Source organism: Micromonospora sp. R77 (assembly GCF_022747945.1).
Classification (GTDB): domain Bacteria; phylum Actinomycetota; class Actinomycetes; order Mycobacteriales; family Micromonosporaceae; genus Micromonospora.
This window is the reverse complement of sequence record NZ_JALDST010000001.1, coordinates 4,536,301-4,553,198: the sequence shown is the minus strand read 5'-3', so window position 1 is coordinate 4,553,198 and position 16,898 is coordinate 4,536,301. Positions and strand designations below refer to the sequence as shown.

The following is a 16,898-nucleotide window of genomic DNA, read 5'->3' as shown; positions in this document are numbered from 1 at the left end:
GGTCCTGCGGGGCGGGTGACGCCGGGTCGCGGGAACGGACGGGCCGCGCCGCCGGACGGCGGAGAGCCCGAACGGCAGGGGGTCGGATGGCTGCGGACGACGAACAGGCCGGCGGGCCGGGTGGCCGTCGGCGGCCGGCGCTGCTCGCCGGTGGGCTGGTGGGCCTGGCCGGCACGCTCGACGTGCTCACCTACCTGAGCCTGCGCAGCACGGAACCCTTCGTCGACGTGACCGACGGACGGGTGAGCGTCCTGCACACGACCGGGTGGTCCCGGCTGCACGTGGGCCTCGGGCTGCTGGTCGTACTCACCGCGCTGGTGATCGCCACGGGTCGTACCCGGCTGGTCTCCGTCGGGCTCGGTGTCGTCGCGGTCGCCGCCACCGTCGACGTGCTCTTCATGCCGTACGACCCGTGGCACGGGCTGGTGGCGGTCGGGCTGCACGCGTCCGCCGCGGTGATCCTGGTCCGGAACTGGCGCGTCCTCCTCGCCCCGGCCGGGCCGAGCGGAGCCGGGGTCAGCGGCCCTGGCAGACCCGACCGGTGATCGCCGGGTCCGGCGCGCGCCGGTCCCGCCAGGCCGGGTTGACGGAGACCAGCAACGGTGGGGCCTGCCAGGCGGCGGAGAGCCGCTGCAGCGGGGCGTACTCGCCTCGTCTCAGCCGCACGGCCTGCCCGGTGGCGAGCACGTCGATCAGGCGCTGCTGCGACACCTGCTGGCCGATCACCCCGCCGTGGAAGGCCGGCACCTGGAAGGTCGGGATGCCGCTGTACTGGCCGGGCGGGGCCTCGGCCGCGGTCACGGTCGGCAGGAACGCCACCATGAGCACGCCGGGCACCGGGCACAGGGTGCCGTTGCGATAGAAGGGCGCGTTGTCGAGGATCGACCGGACGAACGGCTCGTCCGGGTCGTCCCTGGTCCGCCGGGCCAGGTTCGTCACGGCGAAGATGCCGCGCAGCTCCCAGCCCGTGGCCACCCCCCACCCGCTGGCGGCGTCCCGGGGCGGATAGTAGGCCCGTCCCGGCCGGACCAGCGGGCTGAACAGCAGCACGGTGTCGACCGGCGAGCGGGGCCGCAGCTCCAGGTAGGTGCGGGCCACCATGGCGCCCTCGCTCTGCCCGACCAGCGCCACCGGCCGCCCGGTACGCCGGTGCAGGGCGTCCACCTGGACGGCGAGACGCTCGGCGCTGCGCCCCAGCGACTGGTGGGTGTCGACGCTCCGGTAGGGCAGCGGACGGCCCTGACCGTCCAGCCCGCGGTAGGAGAACCGCTCCACGGCCGGGTCGGCGGGCGGACGGCCGTCGTAGCGGGAGCCGTAGCCGGCCAGCGCGATCACCGCGTGGTCGACCGACTCGGGCAGGTTCTGGCTGAGCACCGGCGGCCGCCACTCGCCCTTGCCGCCCGCGGTGATACCGATGACGCCCTGCGCGACCAGCGGCAGCAGCAGCGCCACCAGGAACGCGACCGGAGTCACCGGCACCCGCGCCCAGCGGACCCGCCCGGGCAGCAGGGCGGCCCGCACGGTGCGCTGCCACAGCAGCCCGTTCGCCGCCCCGGTGAGGCCGGCCACCGCCACCACCCGCCAGCCGGTGCCGCTCGACGTGATCGACCCGGCCACGGTCAGCACGGCGAAGTTGAGCATCGACCAGCCGACCAGCTCGATCGAGGGCAGTCCCCGCCACCACTTCTCCACCACCCCGGCGCGCTGCAGGAACGGGGAGAGGAAGATCAGCGGGAGCAGCGACGCGAACAGGTACCAGGAGAGGGCCACGCCGGCGGCGGCCACCGAGAGGGCCGCCCACGGCGAGATCAGCAGGCTCGACAGCGTGGCGATCTCCAGGTTGCGCCGGGCGAGCCAGCGCCAGGAGGGTCGTTCCCTGCCGACCGGCCAGGCCAGGGCGACCAGCCCGGTGGAGAGCAGGCCGCGCAGCAGGCTGACACCCAGGAACTCGACCACGAACCAGAACCAGGAGTCGTGGTAGACCAGCACCCACCGCAGGTCGTGGTACGTGGCGTACGGGCGGACGGCGGTGATCTGGGGGGCCAGGCCGAGCGCCGCCCGGAAGTGCAGGGCCGCCAGGACGGCCGCCTCCGCCGCCGGCAGCAGGGCGGCCAGCACGAGCAGCGCGGCCAGGCGGCTCCGGGCGGACACCGCACCTCCTCACCGACCTCGTCGCACGGGCGTCCTCCCTGGCAGCATCCCGCGCCGCTGCGGCCGGCACGGGCGAAACCCGACAAGCCCGCCGGCCGGTACGACGGTCTCGCCGGACAGCAGAACGGCCGCGCGGCGCGGGCACGAGTTCCGTGCCCGCGCCCCGCGGCCGGGGTGCTGCCGCCCGGCGCCGGTAGCCCAGGAGGCCGCCGACGCCGGGTCAGGTGGTCAGTTGACGCTCACCGCCGACCAGGCGGCGGCGACCGTGTTGTACTCCACGCTGCCGGCGCCGTAGAGGTCCTTGGCGGCGGACAGGGTGGCGGTGCGAGCACCGGCGTAGTCGGTCCGCGAGGTCATGTAGGTGGTGAGCGCGCGGTACCAGATCGCGCCGGCCTTGGCGTTGCCGATGCCGGTCACGGTGCTGCCGTTGCAGGTCGGGCTGTTGCCGTAGGACGACGAGCCGCTGCCGACGGCGAGCAGGTAGAAGAAGTGGTTCGCCACGCCGGACGAGTAGTGCACGTCCAGCCGGCCCACCCGGCTGCTGTAGCAGTCGGCCGAGGAACCATCCTTGGAGGGCTTGTCCATGTAGCGCAGCGGCACGCCGCTGGAGCGCAGCTTCTCGCCGATCAGGTAGTCGCCCGGGTCCTTGGCGTTGTTCGCGTAGAACTCGACCAGGGTGCCGAAGATGTCGCTGGTGGCCTCGTTGAGGCCGCCGGACTCGCCGCTGTAGCGCAGGCCGGCGGTGTTGCTGGTGACGCCGTGGCTCATCTCGTGCCCGGCGACGTCCAGCGAGGTCAGCGGGTACCAGCCGGAGCCGCCGTCGCCGTAGGTCATGCAGAAGCAGGAGTCGCTCCAGAACGCGTTGGCGTAGTTGGAGCTGTAGTGCACCCGGCTGTACGCGCCGACCCCGTCGTTGCGGATTCCGTTACGGCCGAACGTGGTCTTGTAGTAGTCCCAGGTCTCCTGCGCGCCGAAGGCGGCGTCCGCGGCGGCGGTCTGCCGGTTGGCCAGGGTGCCGTCCCCGAAGACGTTCGAGGCGTTGGTGACCAGGGTGCCGGTGCCGCTGGTGCCACCGTTCAGGTCGTAGGTCTTGTGACCGCCCCGGGTGGCGTCGGCGAGCTGGTAGGTGCCGCTGGCGGCGGTGCTGCCCACGGTCACCGAGCCGGAGTGGAAGGTGTTGCCGGTGCCGTCGCGCTGCACACCCTCCCACGAGTCGCGGACCTTGCCGGTGGTGGCGTCGACCAGCACGTGCAGCTCGCTGGGGGTGCCGTCGGCGTACGCGCCGCCCACGACGACCTCGTACGCCAGGGTGGTGCCGGTGGCGGCGGCGTCGTACACGAGCTGGCTGCCGTCGACGCGGCGGGTGGCGGCGGTGGAGGCGGCCAGGGCGGCACGGCCGGCCGCGGCGGCGCTGACCTTGGCCTTCGCGCCCCGGGTGGGGGCCGCGGCCAGGCTCTGGCTGGCGCCCTTCCAGGAGTTGCCCTTGCCCAGGTGGACGACGGTGTCGCCGCCGAGGACCGGCAGGCCGTCGGCGTAGCGGTTGAGCCGGACGTGCTCGGTGCCGTCGGCGTCGGTCGACACGTTCTTCAGGGTGAAGCTGGACCCGTCGGCGACCAGGGCGCTGCCCGAGTGGGCCTTGAGCTGGGCGACCGCGCGGGTGAACGCGTCACCGGAGACGGGCGCGGCGGAGGCCGGCACGGTGCCGGCGGTGGCCAGCAGCGCGGCCGTGGCCAGTCCGCCCAGGAGAGTGCTACGACGCATGAAGTTCCTACCTTCACTAGGACTGCCGGTCGGGGGGGTGCCGACCGACGGGTGGTCCGTCGGTGATGGGCGGCGGACCGGTCACGTCCCCGCAGGTGACAGGGCGTGACGGCGCACACAGGATCGATGAGCAAAAGATCCTCGATGCGTTGTTGCATATTTTTGCGCCATGCGACCCTTGTCTGTCACGACTTGAGGCCAAGATTTTTTCCGTGACTTTTCGTGTTCCGTTCACCACGCTGTGAAACGGTGCCCAGCTCCGCGCGTGGCGTCCGCCGCGTCGCGTGGCAACCTGTCGCATCCCTCGGGCAGGATGCTCCTCGTGCGCCACCACCGGAACGACCAGCCGACCGGAGCCCGCCGATGACCGACGACCTGCTCGACGGCCCCGGCGAGGTCGTCGGCCGGGTGCTCGGCACCGCCGACGCCACCCCGCTCACCTTCTGGACCGCCGTCGCTCCCGGCAGCTACCTCCAGCTCGACGACGTCGTGGTGACCCGCCGCGAGCTGCCCGACCGCGAGCCGGTCACCATCGCCGGCGTGGTCACCCAGGTCCGGGCCCGGCACGAGGGCGCGCAGTTCGACTCCGACGTCTTCGCCATCGCCGACGGCACCCTGCCGGCCCAGGTACAGGAGGCCGCCGAGGTCACCACCACCCGGGTCGACCCCGAGCTCTACGTGCCGCCCACCCCCGGCGCGGTGGTGCACCGGGCCGAGGGCGACGCCCGGGCGCGGGCGCTGCACTTCGACCGGATGGAACGACGCATCCCGATGGGCATGGGCCGCGACGGCGTGCCGGTCTACCTCAACGCCGACTTCCTCGACGGCAGCCGGGGCGCGCACGTCTCGATCTCCGGCATCTCCGGGGTGGCCACCAAGACCAGCTTCGCCACCTTCCTGCTCTACTCGGTCTTCCGCTCCGGGGTGCTCGGCGGTGACGCGGTCAACGCCAAGGCGCTGATCTTCAACGTCAAGGGCGAGGACCTGCTCTTCCTCGACCACCCCAACACCCGCCTCGACGACGCCACCCGCGCCGGTTACGCGAAGCTCGGGCTGGCCGCCGGCGCCTTCCCCGACGTGCGGGTCTACGCCCCGCCCCGGGTCGGCGACTCCTCCGGCACCCCGGACGTGAGCAGCCGGCTCACCGGGGTGGACAGCTTCTACTGGACGCTGACCGAGTTCTGCGCCGACCGCCTCCTGCCCTACGTCTTCGCCGACGCCGACGACGAGCGCCAGCAGTACACGATGGTGGTCCACTCGGTCGCCGCCCACCTGGCCCGGTACGCCCAGCCCGCCGACGGCGGGGTCAGCATCGACGGCGTCCGGCTCGGCTCCTACGCCGACCTGGTCGACCACGTCGTCGAGCAGCTCAACGACGACGAGACCCGGTCCGAGTGGGCCGGCAGCGCGGTCGGGCTCGGCACCGTCAACGCGTTCGCCCGCCGGCTGATCGGCAGCAAGAAGGACCTGGGCCGGCTGATCCGCGGCGACCTGGCCACCCGCCGCCCGCATTCGATCAACACCGCGGAGAGCGCCCAGGTCACCGTCGTCGACCTGCACAACCTCCCCGACCGGGCGCAGCGCTTCGTGGTCGGCGTGACCCTCAAGAGCGAGTTCGAGCGCAAGGAGAAGTCCGGCACCGCCAAGCCGCTGCTCTTCGTCGTCCTGGACGAGCTCAACAAGTACGCCCCCCGCGAGGGCTCGTCGCCGATCAAGGAGGTGCTGCTGGACATCGCCGAGCGGGGCCGCTCGCTCGGGGTGATCCTGGTCGGTGCGCAGCAGACGGCGAGCGAGGTGGAACGGCGGATCGTGACCAACTCGGCGATCCGGGTCGTCGGCCGACTCGACCCGGCCGAGGCGTCCCGCCCGGAATACGGTTTCCTCCCGCCCGCCCAGCGGCAGCGCGCCCTGCTGGCCAAGCCGGGCACCATGTTCGTCAACCAGCCGGACATCCCGGTCCCGCTCTGCCTGGAGTTCCCCTTCCCCGCCTGGGCCACCCGGGTCTCCGAGGCCGGCCGCGCGCCGTCGGAGACGCTCCGCTCGATCACCCAGTCGGCCGACCCGTTCGCCGTGGTCGGCTCCGGCACCACCGACGACGACATCCCGTTCTAGGGGGTCCACCAGCATGAAGATCCTGCACACGTCCGACTGGCACGTCGGCAAGGTGCTCAAGGGCCGGTCCCGGGCCGAGGAGCACAAGCAGGTGCTGGCCCAGGTCATCGAGATCGCCAACGCCGAGCGGCCCGACCTGGTCATCGTGGCCGGCGACCTCTACGACACCGCAGCCCCGAGCCCGGAGGCCACCCGGCTGGTCACCCGGGCGCTGACCGCGCTGCGGCGCACCGGCGCGGACGTGGTGGCGATCGGCGGCAACCACGACAACGGGCAGGCCCTCGACGCGCTGCGACCCTGGGCCGAGGCCGCCGGCATCACCCTGCGCGGCAGCGTCCGGGACAACCCGGCCGAGCACGTCATCGACGGCGTCACCCGCGACGGGGAACGCTGGCGGCTCGCCGCGCTGCCGTTCCTCTCCCAGCGGTACGCCGTCCGCGCCGTCGAGATGTACGAGCTGACCGCCGCCGAGGCCAACCAGACGTACGCCGACCACCTCGGTCGGGTCCTCGCCCGGCTCACCGAGGGCTTCACCGAGCCGGACCGGGTGCACCTGGTCACCGCCCACCTGACCGTGGTCGGGGCGGCCACCGGCGGCGGCGAGCGGGACGCGCACACCGTGCTCGGCTACGCCGTACCGGCCACCGTCTTCCCCGGCACCGCGCACTACGTCGCGCTCGGGCACCTGCACCGCTCGCAGCGGGTGATCGGGCCCTGCCCGGTGCGCTACAGCGGCAGCCCGCTCGCGATCGACTTCGGCGAGGAGGAGAACGTCGGCTCGGTGACGCTGGTCGAGGTGACCGCGCGGACCGCCGCCCAGATCCGCGAGGTCCCGGTGCCGGGGGCGGTCCCGCTGCGTACCGTCCGGGGCACCCTGGCCCAGCTCGCCGAGATCGAGGCGCCCGAGGGCTGGCTGCGGGTCTACGTCCGCGAGCAGCCCCGCGCCGGGCTCCGCGAGGAGGTGCAGGAGCTGCTCCCCGGGGCGGTGGAGATCCGGATCGATCCGGAGCTGACCGCCGTGCCGGGCAGCGGCACCCGCACCGCCCAGCGGGCCGGCCGCTCGCCCCGCGACCTCTTCGCCGACTACCTGGGCAGCCGGGGGCATGCCGACGACGGCGTCCGGGAACTCTTCGACGAGTTGTTCGAGGAGGTGGACCGCTGATGCGCCCGATCCGGCTGGACATGGCGGGCTTCACCGTCTTCCGCGACGAGACCACCGTGGACTTCACCGACGCCGACTTCTTCGCGCTGGTCGGGCCGACCGGCTCCGGCAAGTCGACGGTGCTCGACGCGATCTGCTTCGCCCTCTACGGCACGGTGCCCCGCTGGGGTGGCACCCGAGGGCTGACCAACGCGCTCGCCCCGTCGTCCACCGAGGCCCGGGTGCGGCTGGTCTTCGAGTCCGCCGGCGACCGGTACGTCGCGACCCGGGTGGTCCGCCGGGACGGGCGGGGCACCGTCAAGACCGCCAACGCCGGCCTGCAGCTCATGCCCGCCGGGTTCGACGTGACCAAGCTGGACACCGGGCTCAGCCCGGACGACCTCGGCGAGGTGGTGGCCGGCACCCCCGCCGAGATGGAGCAGGCGGTGCTGGCGGCGGTCGGGCTGCCGTACGAGCAGTTCACCAGCTGCGTGGTGCTGCCGCAGGGGCAGTTCGCCGACTTCCTGCACGCCAAGCCGGCCACCCGCCAGCAGATCCTGGTCAACCTGCTCGACCTCGGTGTCTACGAGCAGGTGCAGAAGCGGGCCACCGAACGCGCCGGGCAGGCCGAGGCGAAGCTGACCGCCGTGGACCGGATGCTCGGCGGGCTCGCCGACGTCGACGACGAGGCGGTGACCGGGGCGCAGGCGCAGGTCGACCGGATGCGCGAGCTGGGCGCGGCGGTGGCGTCGGCCGTACCGGAGCTGGAGCGGGCCCGGGTCACGGCGCGGGAGGCGACGGCAGCGCTGGCCGAACTCGACGCCGAGCTGGCGGTCCTGGCCGGGGTGCGCGCTCCGGACGGCATCGCCGAGCTGGCCCGGGCGGTCACCGCCGCCCGGACCGCCGCCGACGAGGCCGCCGCGACGGTGGCGCTGGCCGAGGAGCGGGAGGAGAAGCTGCGCGGCGAGCTGGCCGCGGCGGGCGACGAGAGCGCGCTGCGCCTGCACCTGAAGGCGTACGCCGACCGGGACCGGCTGACCGGCGAGGCGGAGACGGTCCGCGCGGCGGTGAGCGCGGCGCAGGTCGAGCACGACGCGGCGGCCGCCGCCCTGGCGGCGGCCCGGGCGGCGGCCGAGCGGGCCGACGTGGAGCTGGAGGCGGCGTTCCGCGCGCACGACGAGGCGAAGGCCACGGACCAGGCGGTGGCGCTGCGGGCGCACCTGGTCGACGGCGCGCCCTGCCCGGTCTGCGAGCAGCCGGTGACCCGGGTGCCGGCGGTGCCGGCCGGGTCGGCGGTGGCTGCGGCCCTCGCGGCCGGCAAGGCGGCGCGGGCGGCCAGCGAGGCGGCGAAGCGGGCGGTGCAGGAGCGGGACGCCGCCGCCCGCGACCTGGAACGGGTGCTGGTGCGGGCCCGCGCCCAGCACGACCAGCTGCGGGCCCGGCTGACCGAGCTGGACGACCAGCTCGCCGATGCCGCCGCCCCGGCCGCGTTGCGGGCGGCGCTGGACGAGCACGCCCGGCTGCGCCGGGTGCTGGAGGAGGCGGCCGGTGCCGTACGGGCCGGCCGGGACGGCGCCCGGCGGGCCCGGGCGCGCTGGACACCGCCGAGGAGCGGCTGCGCCGGGCCTGGCGGGACTTCGACACCGCCCGCGACCGGCTGGCCCGGTTCGGGCCGCCCGCCGCCGACCGGGACGACGTGGCCGCCGCCTGGTCCACCCTGGCCGACTGGGCCGGCGGCGAGGCCGACCGGCGGCGGGCCGACCGCACCGGGCTGGTCACCTCGGTCGGCGCGGCCCAGGCGGCGGCGACCGAGGTCGAGCAGCGGATCGGTGCGCTCTTCACCGCCGCCGGCCTGGACGTCGCCGACGACCCGGGCCGGGCGGCGGCGGTGGCGGCCGAACGCGCCGAGGCCGAGCTGCGCCGGCTGGTCGAGCGGCGCGAGCAGGCCGCCGAGCTGCGCGAGCAGCGGGCCGGCCACGAGCGGGAGGCCCAGGTGGCCCGGGCCCTCGCGGGGCACCTGCGGGCCAACAACTTCGAGCGGTGGCTGCTGGCGGAGGCGTTGGACCTGCTGGTCGACGGCGCGTCGCGGATCCTGCGCGACCTCTCCGGCGGCCAGTACGACCTGGTCCACGACAAGGGCGAGTTCTTCGTGGTCGACCACCACGACGCCGGGCTGCGGCGCGGGGTGCGGACCCTCTCCGGCGGGGAGACGTTCCAGGCGTCGCTGGCGCTCGCGCTGGCGCTGTCCGAGCAGCTCGCCGGGATGTCCACCACCGCCGCCAGCCTGGAGTCGATCGTGCTGGACGAGGGCTTCGGCACCCTGGACGCGGCCACCCTGGACACGGTCGCGGCCACCCTGGAGAACCTGGCCGCCCGGGGTGACCGGATGGTCGGGGTGGTCACCCACGTGCCGGCGCTCGCCGAGCGGATCCCGGTCCGCTTCGAGGTCCGCAAGGACGCCCGCAGCGCCCGCATCGAACGGACCGGCCTGTGAGCGCGAGCCGGCCCGTGGACGGTCCGGCCGGACAGGCGCGTTTCTTCGTCGACGCGTGGGATCCGGCGTACGGGGCGTCGTTCGAGGCGGGCGGGGGTGGGCCGGCGGCGCCGAGCAGCGCCCAGGTCGACGCCGACGTGGAGTTGCCGGCGGTGGACTGGCGGGCGATCGGGGTGCGGCGCGGGGTGCTGGCCCCGGACGTGGTGCTCCTGGTCGACGGGGTACGCCGGATCGACGCCAGCGTCTGGACCGCCGAGGAGGACGGCGGGTCCTTCCCCGGCCTGGCCGCCTCGTACGCGGCGGGGGTGGTCCGGTGCGACCTGGAACGCGGGGTGGCGGAGCTGGCCGGCGCCCGGGTGGCCCGGGGTCTCTTCACCGCCAGCCCGTCCGCGCAGGACGTGGTGGCCGGGCAGGTGCGCTATCCGGTGCACCGGGTGGGCGGCACCGGTGAGCTGAGCAAACTGCCGGCGGCCGTGCAGGGCCCGCTGACCGCGTTGGAGGTGGCGGTCTCCGACGCCGCCCGCACCGACGGCGACCTGCTGGTGGTGGACGGCCCGCTGCGGGCCCGACGGCAGCTGCCGCGCACCCTGGGCTACATCAAGACGCAGCACAGCCAGTACCTGGACGCCCGGCTGACCGCGGTGGTGACCGGGCTGGGTCCGGGCGAGCGGTCGCCGGTGTTCCGGCTGGGCACCGCCTGGGGCGGTTACTCGTGGTATCTGCGGCTGCCGGTGGCGGCGGGGGCGCCGTGGGCGGGCATCGTCCGGATGGAGTGCTCCGCCGAGCTGACCCCGACCGAGGCGATCGAACTGGCCGACCTCTCCCTGGTCACGCTGCCCCGGTTCGCCTCCAACCCGTACAAGGACCCGCGCGCCCCGCAGAACCTCATCCCGATCGCCGGCCTGGAACGGCGGCTGCGGGGCCTGCTCGGCGACGCCCGGCTGCTGCACCGGGTGCTCACCGCGGCGGCCCGGGGAGTCCACCGCTGATGGGGCGGCGGCGCGGCGACGACCGGGTGGTCGAGCAGGTCGACACGGGGCAGGCCGAACTGGTGCCGGACCCGGACCGGCCGGGTTCGTGGACGCTGCTGCTCGACGGCGCCCCACAGTCCCACGTGGACCTGACCGACCCGACCCACCTGGAGTTCGAGTACGTCCGCCGGCTGGCCGCCGCGATCGACCTGGTCGCCCCGGCCGGCGAGCCGCTGCGGGTGCTGCACCTGGGCGGCGGCGCGCTCACCCTCCCCCGGTACGTGTCGGCCACCCGGCCCGGCTCCACCCAGCGGGTGTCCGAGCTGGACGGTGCCCTGGTGGAACTGGTCCGGCGCGCGCTGCCCTGGCGTACCGACCCGCGGTTGCGGGTCCGGGTCGCCGACGCCCGGGCCACCCTCGCCGCCGGCCGGGACGCCAGCTGGGACGTGGTGGTCGCCGACGTCTTCGCCGGTGCCCGCACCCCGGCCCACCTGACCTCGGCGGAGTACGTCGCCGAGGTGGCCCGGGTGCTGCACACCGGCGGGTGGTACCTGGCGAACGTCGCGGACGGCCCGCCGCTGCGGCACGTCCGCGCCCAGGTCGCCACGGTCCGCTCGGTGCTGCCCCGGGCCTGCCTGGTCGGTGACGCGGCGGTGCTGCGCGGCCGGCGGTACGGCAACCTGGTGCTGGTGGCGGGGCGGGTCGAGCCGCCGGTGCCGCAGCTGACCCGGCGGGCGGCCGGTGACTGGTTCCCGGGCCGGGTGCTGGCCGGCGAGGAGCTGGACCGGTTCTGCTCCGGCGCCCCGGTGGTCCGCGACGCGAACGCCACCGACTCCACTCCGCCGCCGCCCGGAATTTTTTCCGTCCGTCGTTGATCCGCTGGGCCGGTGGGCCCGTATCACCGGGCGGCCATGCCCGGTGGGGGCCGGCTGATGTCATTGGACACCCGGAGGTCTGCATGCATGCGGTGGCGGCCGGCTGGCACGGCGACATGGTGAGGCCCGAGTGGATGTCCCGGGCCCAGCCGCAGCCCCGTGCGTCGAGGTCGGGGCGGGGGGTCGACGTGCGGCCCGCCGATCGCCAGAATGACCCGGTGACGCCGCGACCGACCCCCGGGCGGCACCAGGCGGTGTCCACTGAGGGCACGCACTCCGATCAGCTGATCCGGCTGCTCTACGCCGAGCACGCGGGACCGCTGCTGATGTTCGTGATGCGGCTGACCGGTGGGGACCGGCAGCGCGCCGAGGACATCGTGCAGGAGACCCTGCTGCGGGCCTGGCGCAACGCGCACCGGCTGGGCGTGCAGGGGCAGGGCTCGCTGCGACCCTGGCTGGTGACGGTGGCCCGGCGGATCGCGATCGACGAGCACCGCAGCGAGCAGGCCCGGCCGGCGGAGACGTACGACCGGGACCTGACCGCGTTCGCCGAGGCGGACAGCACCGACCGGGTGCTGCGCACCATGACGGTGGCGGACGCGCTGCGTACGCTGAGCCAGTCGCACCGGGAGATCCTGGTGGCGACGTACTTCCGGGGCCGGACGGTGCCGGAGGCGGCCGAGGAGCTGGGCCTTCCGCTCGGCACCGCCAAGTCGCGCGTCTACTACGCGCTGCGTGCGCTGCGCACGGCTCTGCAGGAACGGGGGGTGACGGAATGAGCCGGGCCGACCATATGGACGTCGCGGCGTACGCGCTGGGCGTGCTGGACCAGGCGGACACCGAGCGGTTCGAGGAGCACCTGGCGACCTGCTGGGCGTGCGCCGCGGAGCTGGAGACGATGGTCCCGGTGGTGGGGTTGCTCTCCGGCATCGACGGCGAGTCGATGACCGCCCTGGAGCAGACCCAGACCGACCCGGCCCTGCTGGACCGGACCCTGGTGGCGGTACGCCAGCATCGCCGGCGCAGCCGGGTGCGGCAGCTCCTGGCGACCGCGGCGGCGGTGGTGGTCTTCGGTGGGCTGAGCGGCGTCGGGTTCGCCACCTTCGCCGGCAGCGGCGACGAACCGCTGCCGCAGGCCGAGCCGACCCGTTCGGCACCGGTCGACCCGCCGGCCAGCAGCAAGCCGTCGAACCCGGGCGACCCGGGCACTGGCGGCAACGAGCAGGAGGGCGAGCAGCACAACGCCACCGACCCGGGCACCGGCGTGAAGACCACCATGTGGCTGGCGGCCAAGCAGTACGGCACCCGGATCGACTTCCAGTTGACCAAGCTGCCGGGGCCGCGTACCTGCCGGCTGGTGGTGGTCCGCAAGAACGCCACCACCGAGGTCATCTCCACCTGGTCGGTGCCGGGTGGCGGTTACGGGACGAACACCAACCAGTTGCCGCTGGAGCTGACCGCCACCACCTCGGCCGGGATGGACGACATCCAGAAGATCCAGGTGCAGTCGGTGGACGTCAACGGGGTGGCCAGCCCGTTGGTGACGGTGGCCGACCTCTAGTTCCGCCCCGATTGCCGGCGCCGGGCAGCGACACCCCCGGCGCCGCTTCGGCGTGTCCGGACGGGTCCGGCCCGACGCCTCCCCCTACGCGTCCGCGCCGCGAACGGTTCAACGGATCCAATGTGAAATGGACCACCCTTTCCTCTTCAACCTTGACAGCGACCCACCCGTACTACTCGGTGAACTGCCAAGAATGAGGAGGGCACGTGGCACAGCTGAAGCGAACCGTCATCGCCGCGAGCGCGATGGTCGCACTAACGGCCTGCGCTCCCGCGGGTTACGACGGGGCGAACTCGAGCGCGGCCGAGCCGGTCGCCGTGGCCGCGGCCGAACCCACCGCGGCGGCCGAACCGGAGGCCTCCGCCAGCGCGGACGCCCCCGCCACCGAACAGGCCGCGCCCCCGGCCGACGTCCAGCTCACCGACCAGCTGGTCGGCAAGAAGCTGCCCCGGATGGGCGCGGTCGTCACCGACCAGGACGGCTGGGTGCTGTACCGCTTCGACAAGGACTCGGCCGACCCGCCGTCGTCCAACTGCGTCGACAAGTGCGCCCAGGTCTGGCCGCCGGCGCTGACCGACGGCAACCCGCAGCTGCAGGGCGTCTCCGACGACAAGGTCGGCACCGTCACCCGCCAGGACGGCACCCGGCAGATCACCATTGGCGGCTGGCCGGTCTACCGCTACATCGGCGACAAGAAGCCGGGCCAGTGGAAGGGCCAGGGCGTCGGCGGCACCTGGTTCGTGGTCGACCCGAACGGCAAGCGGAACAAGACCTGCCTGCCCACCGGCACCCCGAAGCCGGTCGCCCCGCCCGCGTCGGGCAGCTCCGACGGCGGCAGCTCGGACAGTGGCGGCTCCGGCTACTCGTACTGATCGGCAACCCCACCGACCCGGTGGCCGGTCGCAGCCGGGGAGGGCGCGGCCGGCCACCGTCGGGAACCTGGACACCGGCGTACCGGCAGCGCCCGGCGTCCCGGCGCGGCGCCGGCCCCCACGGGCCGATCGCCGCGACTCCTGCCCGCCGTGGCAGAGTGGCGGCGTGACCCTTCCGCCGCCACCCGGACGCTGCGCCCACCGGCCGGCTACCGGCTGGCCGCCTCGGTGCGGGCCTGACCTTCAGCCCGCACGACCCCTGCGCCCGGATCGCCGCCGGCAGCTTCTGGTGGGCCACCCGCACCCCCGTCGGGCCGGCCACCCTGGCGTTGCGGCCGAGCGCCGGCGACCTGGTCGCCGAGGGGTACGGGCCGGGCGCGCAGTGGGTCGTCGAGCGGGCCGACGCGATCGCCGGGCTCCGCGACGACCTGACCGGCTTCGCCGAGCTGGCCGCCGCGCACCCGCTGGTCGCCCGGCTGGCCCACGAGCACCGGGGACTGCGGATGCCGGCCACCGGTCAGGTCTTCCCCCGGCTGCTGCGGGCGGTCTTCGAGCAGAAGGTCACCGGCAAGGAGGCGTACCGGGCGTACGCGGCGACCGTGCGGCACTTCCGGTCGGTGGCGCCGGGGCCGTTGCAGCCACTGCTGCTGCCGCCCGAGCCGGCGGCGGTGGCCGCCACGCCGTACTGGGTCTTCCACCCGTTCGGGGTGGAGCAGCGGCGGGCCGACACGCTGCGCCGCGCCGCCGCCGTCGCGGACCGGCTGGAACGCTGCGTCGACGCGGTCGAGGCCACCCGGCGGTTGACCGCCGTGCCCGGCATCGGCCCGTGGACCGCCGCCGAGGTGGTGCGGATCGCGTACGGCGACCCGGACGCGGTCAGCGTCGGCGACTACCACGTCCCCAACACGGTCGCCTGGGCGCTGGCCGGCGAACCCCGCGGCGACGACGCCCGGATGCTGGCCCTGCTGGAGCCGTTCCGCGGCCACCGGGGGCGGGTCTGCGTGCTGCTGGAGGCGGCCGGCATCCAGGCCCCGAAGTACGGCCCGCGTGCCCCGATCCGCTCCTTCGCCGGTTACTGACCGGCGCAGAGGCGCCGCAGGGTGCGCCCCAGCCACCAGGCGTACCCCTGCTGGAAGGCGCGGCCGACCGGGCCGGCGGCGCGCATGAACCAGCGGTCCGGCCGGCTGAACGCGCGTACCTCGAACCAGACCGCGCCGGCGTCGTCGCGGGTGACCACGAAGGCCTCCTCGCCGCGCGCCGGGTGACCGGGCAGCGTGCCGTACCCGAAGCCGGCCTGCCGCGCGTCGTCGACGGCCCAGACCACCCGGCAGGGCGCGGGGAGCCGCAGCGGCCCGACGCCGAGGCCGGAGACCACCCGCACGCCGGGGCGGCGCGCGGCGCGTCGGCGGTCATCCGGATGCCGGCCGCCCGGTGCAGCCGCCAGCCCAGCACCGCGTCGCCGGCGCGCCGGAAACTGCCGTCCGGCAGCCGGACCCGGTGCCGCACGTGCCGCCAGCCGGCCGGCAGCGCACCCGCGCGGGTCGCGCCGACGTCCGGGTAGGTCAGCTCCGGCACGGTCCGCACCCCCTCGACGACGACACCGCCAGGGTACGGCCGCAGCCGGCGGGCCGCCCGGTTCCCGGAGGACGGGATGTGGTGGGCTTGCCCGGTGACCGATCAGGTGACCATCGCCCCGGCCGGGGTCGGGGACGCGGGCGAGATCCTCACCGTGCAGCGCGCCGCCTACCTGGTGGAGGCGCAGCGGTACGGCGACCCGTTCCTGCCGCCGCTGACCGAGACCCTGGACGAGGTACGCGCCGCGCTGGCCGGCCCGACGGTCGTGCTGGCCGCCCGACTCGGGGCCCGGCTGGTCGGCTCGGTACGCGCCACGGTCGAGGGCGACACCGCACACGTCGGCCGGCTCTCCGTCGCCCCCGACCAGCAGGGACGGGGCGTCGGCGGGCGGCTGCTGGCCGCGATCGAGGCGGCCTGCGCCGGCCGGGTGTCCCGATTCGCCCTCTTCACCGGCGCGGAGAGCACCGACAACCTGCGCCTGTACGCCCGGCGCGGTTACCGGCTGGTCGCCCACCGGCCGGACCCGAACGGGATCCGCCTCGCGGTGCTGGAGAAGACGCCGACGGCGCCGGTGCTCCCGGACGCCGGAGCGGTCAGCCCTGCTCGCAGCGGCGCTTGAGCCCTTCGGCCTCCTGCCGCAGATAGCTCCGCACGACCCGGCCACCGAGCAGCCCGAACAGCCCGGCCAGTGGGCCGGTCTGCACCATCACCAGCTCGGCCCGGACCCGGCCGTCGGGCAGCGGGACCACCCGGTGCTCGCCCCGGCTGTGCACGCCCGGGCTGTCGGACTCCCAGACGAAGACGCGCGGCGGGTCGATCTCGGTGACCCGCCAGACGGCCGGCCGCAGCCGGGGCTGCTCCAGCCGGGCCGACGAGCCGACGGTGAACGGCCCCGGTTCCAGTCGACGGGCGGCGGTGATCGTGGGCGTCCACTCGGGCCAGCGCTCCACGTCGGTCTGCACCGCCCAGACCCGGTCGACGTCGGCGGTGATCTCGACGGACTCGACGTATCGCATGTCGCTCCTCCCCGTTCCTCCGGTCAGGTTACGACCGGATCGACGGCGCGGAGGTCCCGAGTGTGACGTGGCGCGGGGGTCAGGCGGCCTCGCGCAGGTCGGCGAGGCCGACCGGGGCGTACCGGCGCAGCAACGCCTCCAGCTCGGGGACCGACCCGGCCTCGCCGAGCACGTTGGCGCCGCCGCCGAACCGGGGCGGATAGCGGTGCACCAGCCGGTAGCGGTACCGGCCGCGGATCAGCTCGACGCTGACCCGCCACCGCCCGCAGCAGCCGCACACCCACTCCGCCACCCGGCGAAACTAGCTCTGACCTGCGGTTTCGCCATCCGGCCGGACGGGACGAAGGGGGGCCGGGCGGGACACGCCGG

Annotated in this window: 13 protein-coding genes and 3 pseudogenes; 11 read left to right on the top strand and 5 right to left on the bottom strand. The window is 74.9% G+C overall.

All coding sequences use genetic code 11. The annotated features are described in order from the left end of the window. Positions 1–86 precede the first annotated feature (86 nt). The gene (locus MRQ36_RS21490; protein WP_242798082.1) at positions 87–545 is read left to right on the top strand and encodes a hypothetical protein; all 459 of its coding nucleotides are present in this window, start codon (positions 87–89) and stop codon (positions 543–545) included. Here MRQ36_RS21490 and MRQ36_RS21485 read toward each other — a convergent pair. Then, positions 517–2,151 (bottom strand): hypothetical protein, encoded by a 1,635-nt coding sequence (locus tag MRQ36_RS21485; RefSeq protein WP_242798080.1) that lies wholly within the window; start codon positions 2,149–2,151, stop codon positions 517–519. The genes MRQ36_RS21490 and MRQ36_RS21485 overlap by 29 nt on opposite strands. A gap of 228 nt (positions 2,152–2,379) precedes the next feature. After that, a complete protein-coding gene (locus MRQ36_RS21480) occupies positions 2,380–3,912 on the bottom strand; it encodes a M4 family metallopeptidase (RefSeq protein WP_242798078.1) in 1,533 nt (510 codons plus the stop codon). 363 nt (positions 3,913–4,275) lie between these two features. On the opposite strand from MRQ36_RS21480, the gene MRQ36_RS21475 reads away from it, so the two are divergent. The 9 genes and pseudogenes from MRQ36_RS21475 (at position 4,276) to MRQ36_RS21435 (ending at position 15,017) form a co-directional block, all read left to right on the top strand. After that, a complete protein-coding gene (locus MRQ36_RS21475; RefSeq protein ID WP_242798076.1) occupies positions 4,276–6,024 on the top strand; it encodes an ATP-binding protein in 1,749 nt (582 codons plus the stop codon). Positions 6,025–6,037: 13 nt separating this feature from the next. Then, positions 6,038–7,186 carry an exonuclease SbcCD subunit D gene (locus MRQ36_RS21470; RefSeq protein ID WP_242798072.1) on the top strand — a complete coding sequence of 383 codons (1,149 nt, stop codon included), beginning with the start codon at positions 6,038–6,040 and terminating at the stop codon, positions 7,184–7,186. Next, a pseudogene (locus MRQ36_RS21465) lies at positions 7,186–9,659 on the top strand (AAA family ATPase). Before MRQ36_RS21470 ends, MRQ36_RS21465 begins: the two are co-directional and overlap by 1 nt. Then, positions 9,656–10,648, top strand: a complete 993-nt coding sequence (locus tag MRQ36_RS21460; protein WP_242798070.1) for a hypothetical protein — start codon at positions 9,656–9,658, stop codon at positions 10,646–10,648. The pseudogene MRQ36_RS21465 and the gene MRQ36_RS21460 overlap by 4 nt, the downstream one beginning before the upstream one ends. Further along, positions 10,648–11,505 (top strand): spermidine synthase, encoded by an 858-nt coding sequence (locus MRQ36_RS21455; protein WP_242798068.1) that lies wholly within the window; start codon positions 10,648–10,650, stop codon positions 11,503–11,505. Before MRQ36_RS21460 ends, MRQ36_RS21455 begins: the two co-directional genes overlap by 1 nt. 83 nt (positions 11,506–11,588) lie before the next feature. Continuing rightward, the gene (locus MRQ36_RS21450) at positions 11,589–12,284 is read left to right on the top strand and encodes a sigma-70 family RNA polymerase sigma factor (protein ID WP_278187568.1); all 696 of its coding nucleotides are present in this window, start codon (positions 11,589–11,591) and stop codon (positions 12,282–12,284) included. Continuing rightward, the gene (locus tag MRQ36_RS21445) at positions 12,281–13,066 is read left to right on the top strand and encodes an anti-sigma factor (protein ID WP_242798066.1); all 786 of its coding nucleotides are present in this window, start codon (positions 12,281–12,283) and stop codon (positions 13,064–13,066) included. The genes MRQ36_RS21450 and MRQ36_RS21445 overlap by 4 nt, the downstream gene beginning before the upstream one ends. Before the next feature lie 206 nt (positions 13,067–13,272). Further along, a complete protein-coding gene (locus MRQ36_RS21440; RefSeq protein WP_242798064.1) occupies positions 13,273–13,938 on the top strand; it encodes a hypothetical protein in 666 nt (221 codons plus the stop codon). Positions 13,939–14,088: 150 nt separating this feature from the next. Further along, a pseudogene (locus MRQ36_RS21435) lies at positions 14,089–15,017 on the top strand (DNA-3-methyladenine glycosylase). On the opposite strand, the pseudogene MRQ36_RS21430 reads toward MRQ36_RS21435, so the two are convergent. Beyond that, positions 15,011–15,444, bottom strand: a pseudogene (locus MRQ36_RS21430) (DUF1990 family protein). The pseudogenes MRQ36_RS21435 and MRQ36_RS21430 overlap by 7 nt on opposite strands. Before the next feature lie 145 nt (positions 15,445–15,589). On the opposite strand from MRQ36_RS21430, the gene MRQ36_RS21425 reads away from it, so the two are divergent. Next, on the top strand, positions 15,590–16,132 hold the full coding sequence (locus MRQ36_RS21425; protein WP_278187567.1) for a GNAT family N-acetyltransferase: 543 nt from the start codon (positions 15,590–15,592) through the stop codon (positions 16,130–16,132). On the opposite strand, the gene MRQ36_RS21420 is transcribed toward MRQ36_RS21425, so the two are convergent. Then, entirely contained in the window at positions 16,107–16,529 is a 423-nt protein-coding gene (locus MRQ36_RS21420) for an SRPBCC family protein (protein WP_242798060.1), read from the bottom strand. The two genes, MRQ36_RS21425 and MRQ36_RS21420, sit on opposite strands and share 26 nt — an antisense overlap. Before the next feature lie 79 nt (positions 16,530–16,608). Further along, positions 16,609–16,821 (bottom strand): hypothetical protein, encoded by a 213-nt coding sequence (locus tag MRQ36_RS21415; protein WP_242798058.1) that lies wholly within the window; start codon positions 16,819–16,821, stop codon positions 16,609–16,611. Positions 16,822–16,898 lie beyond the last annotated feature (77 nt).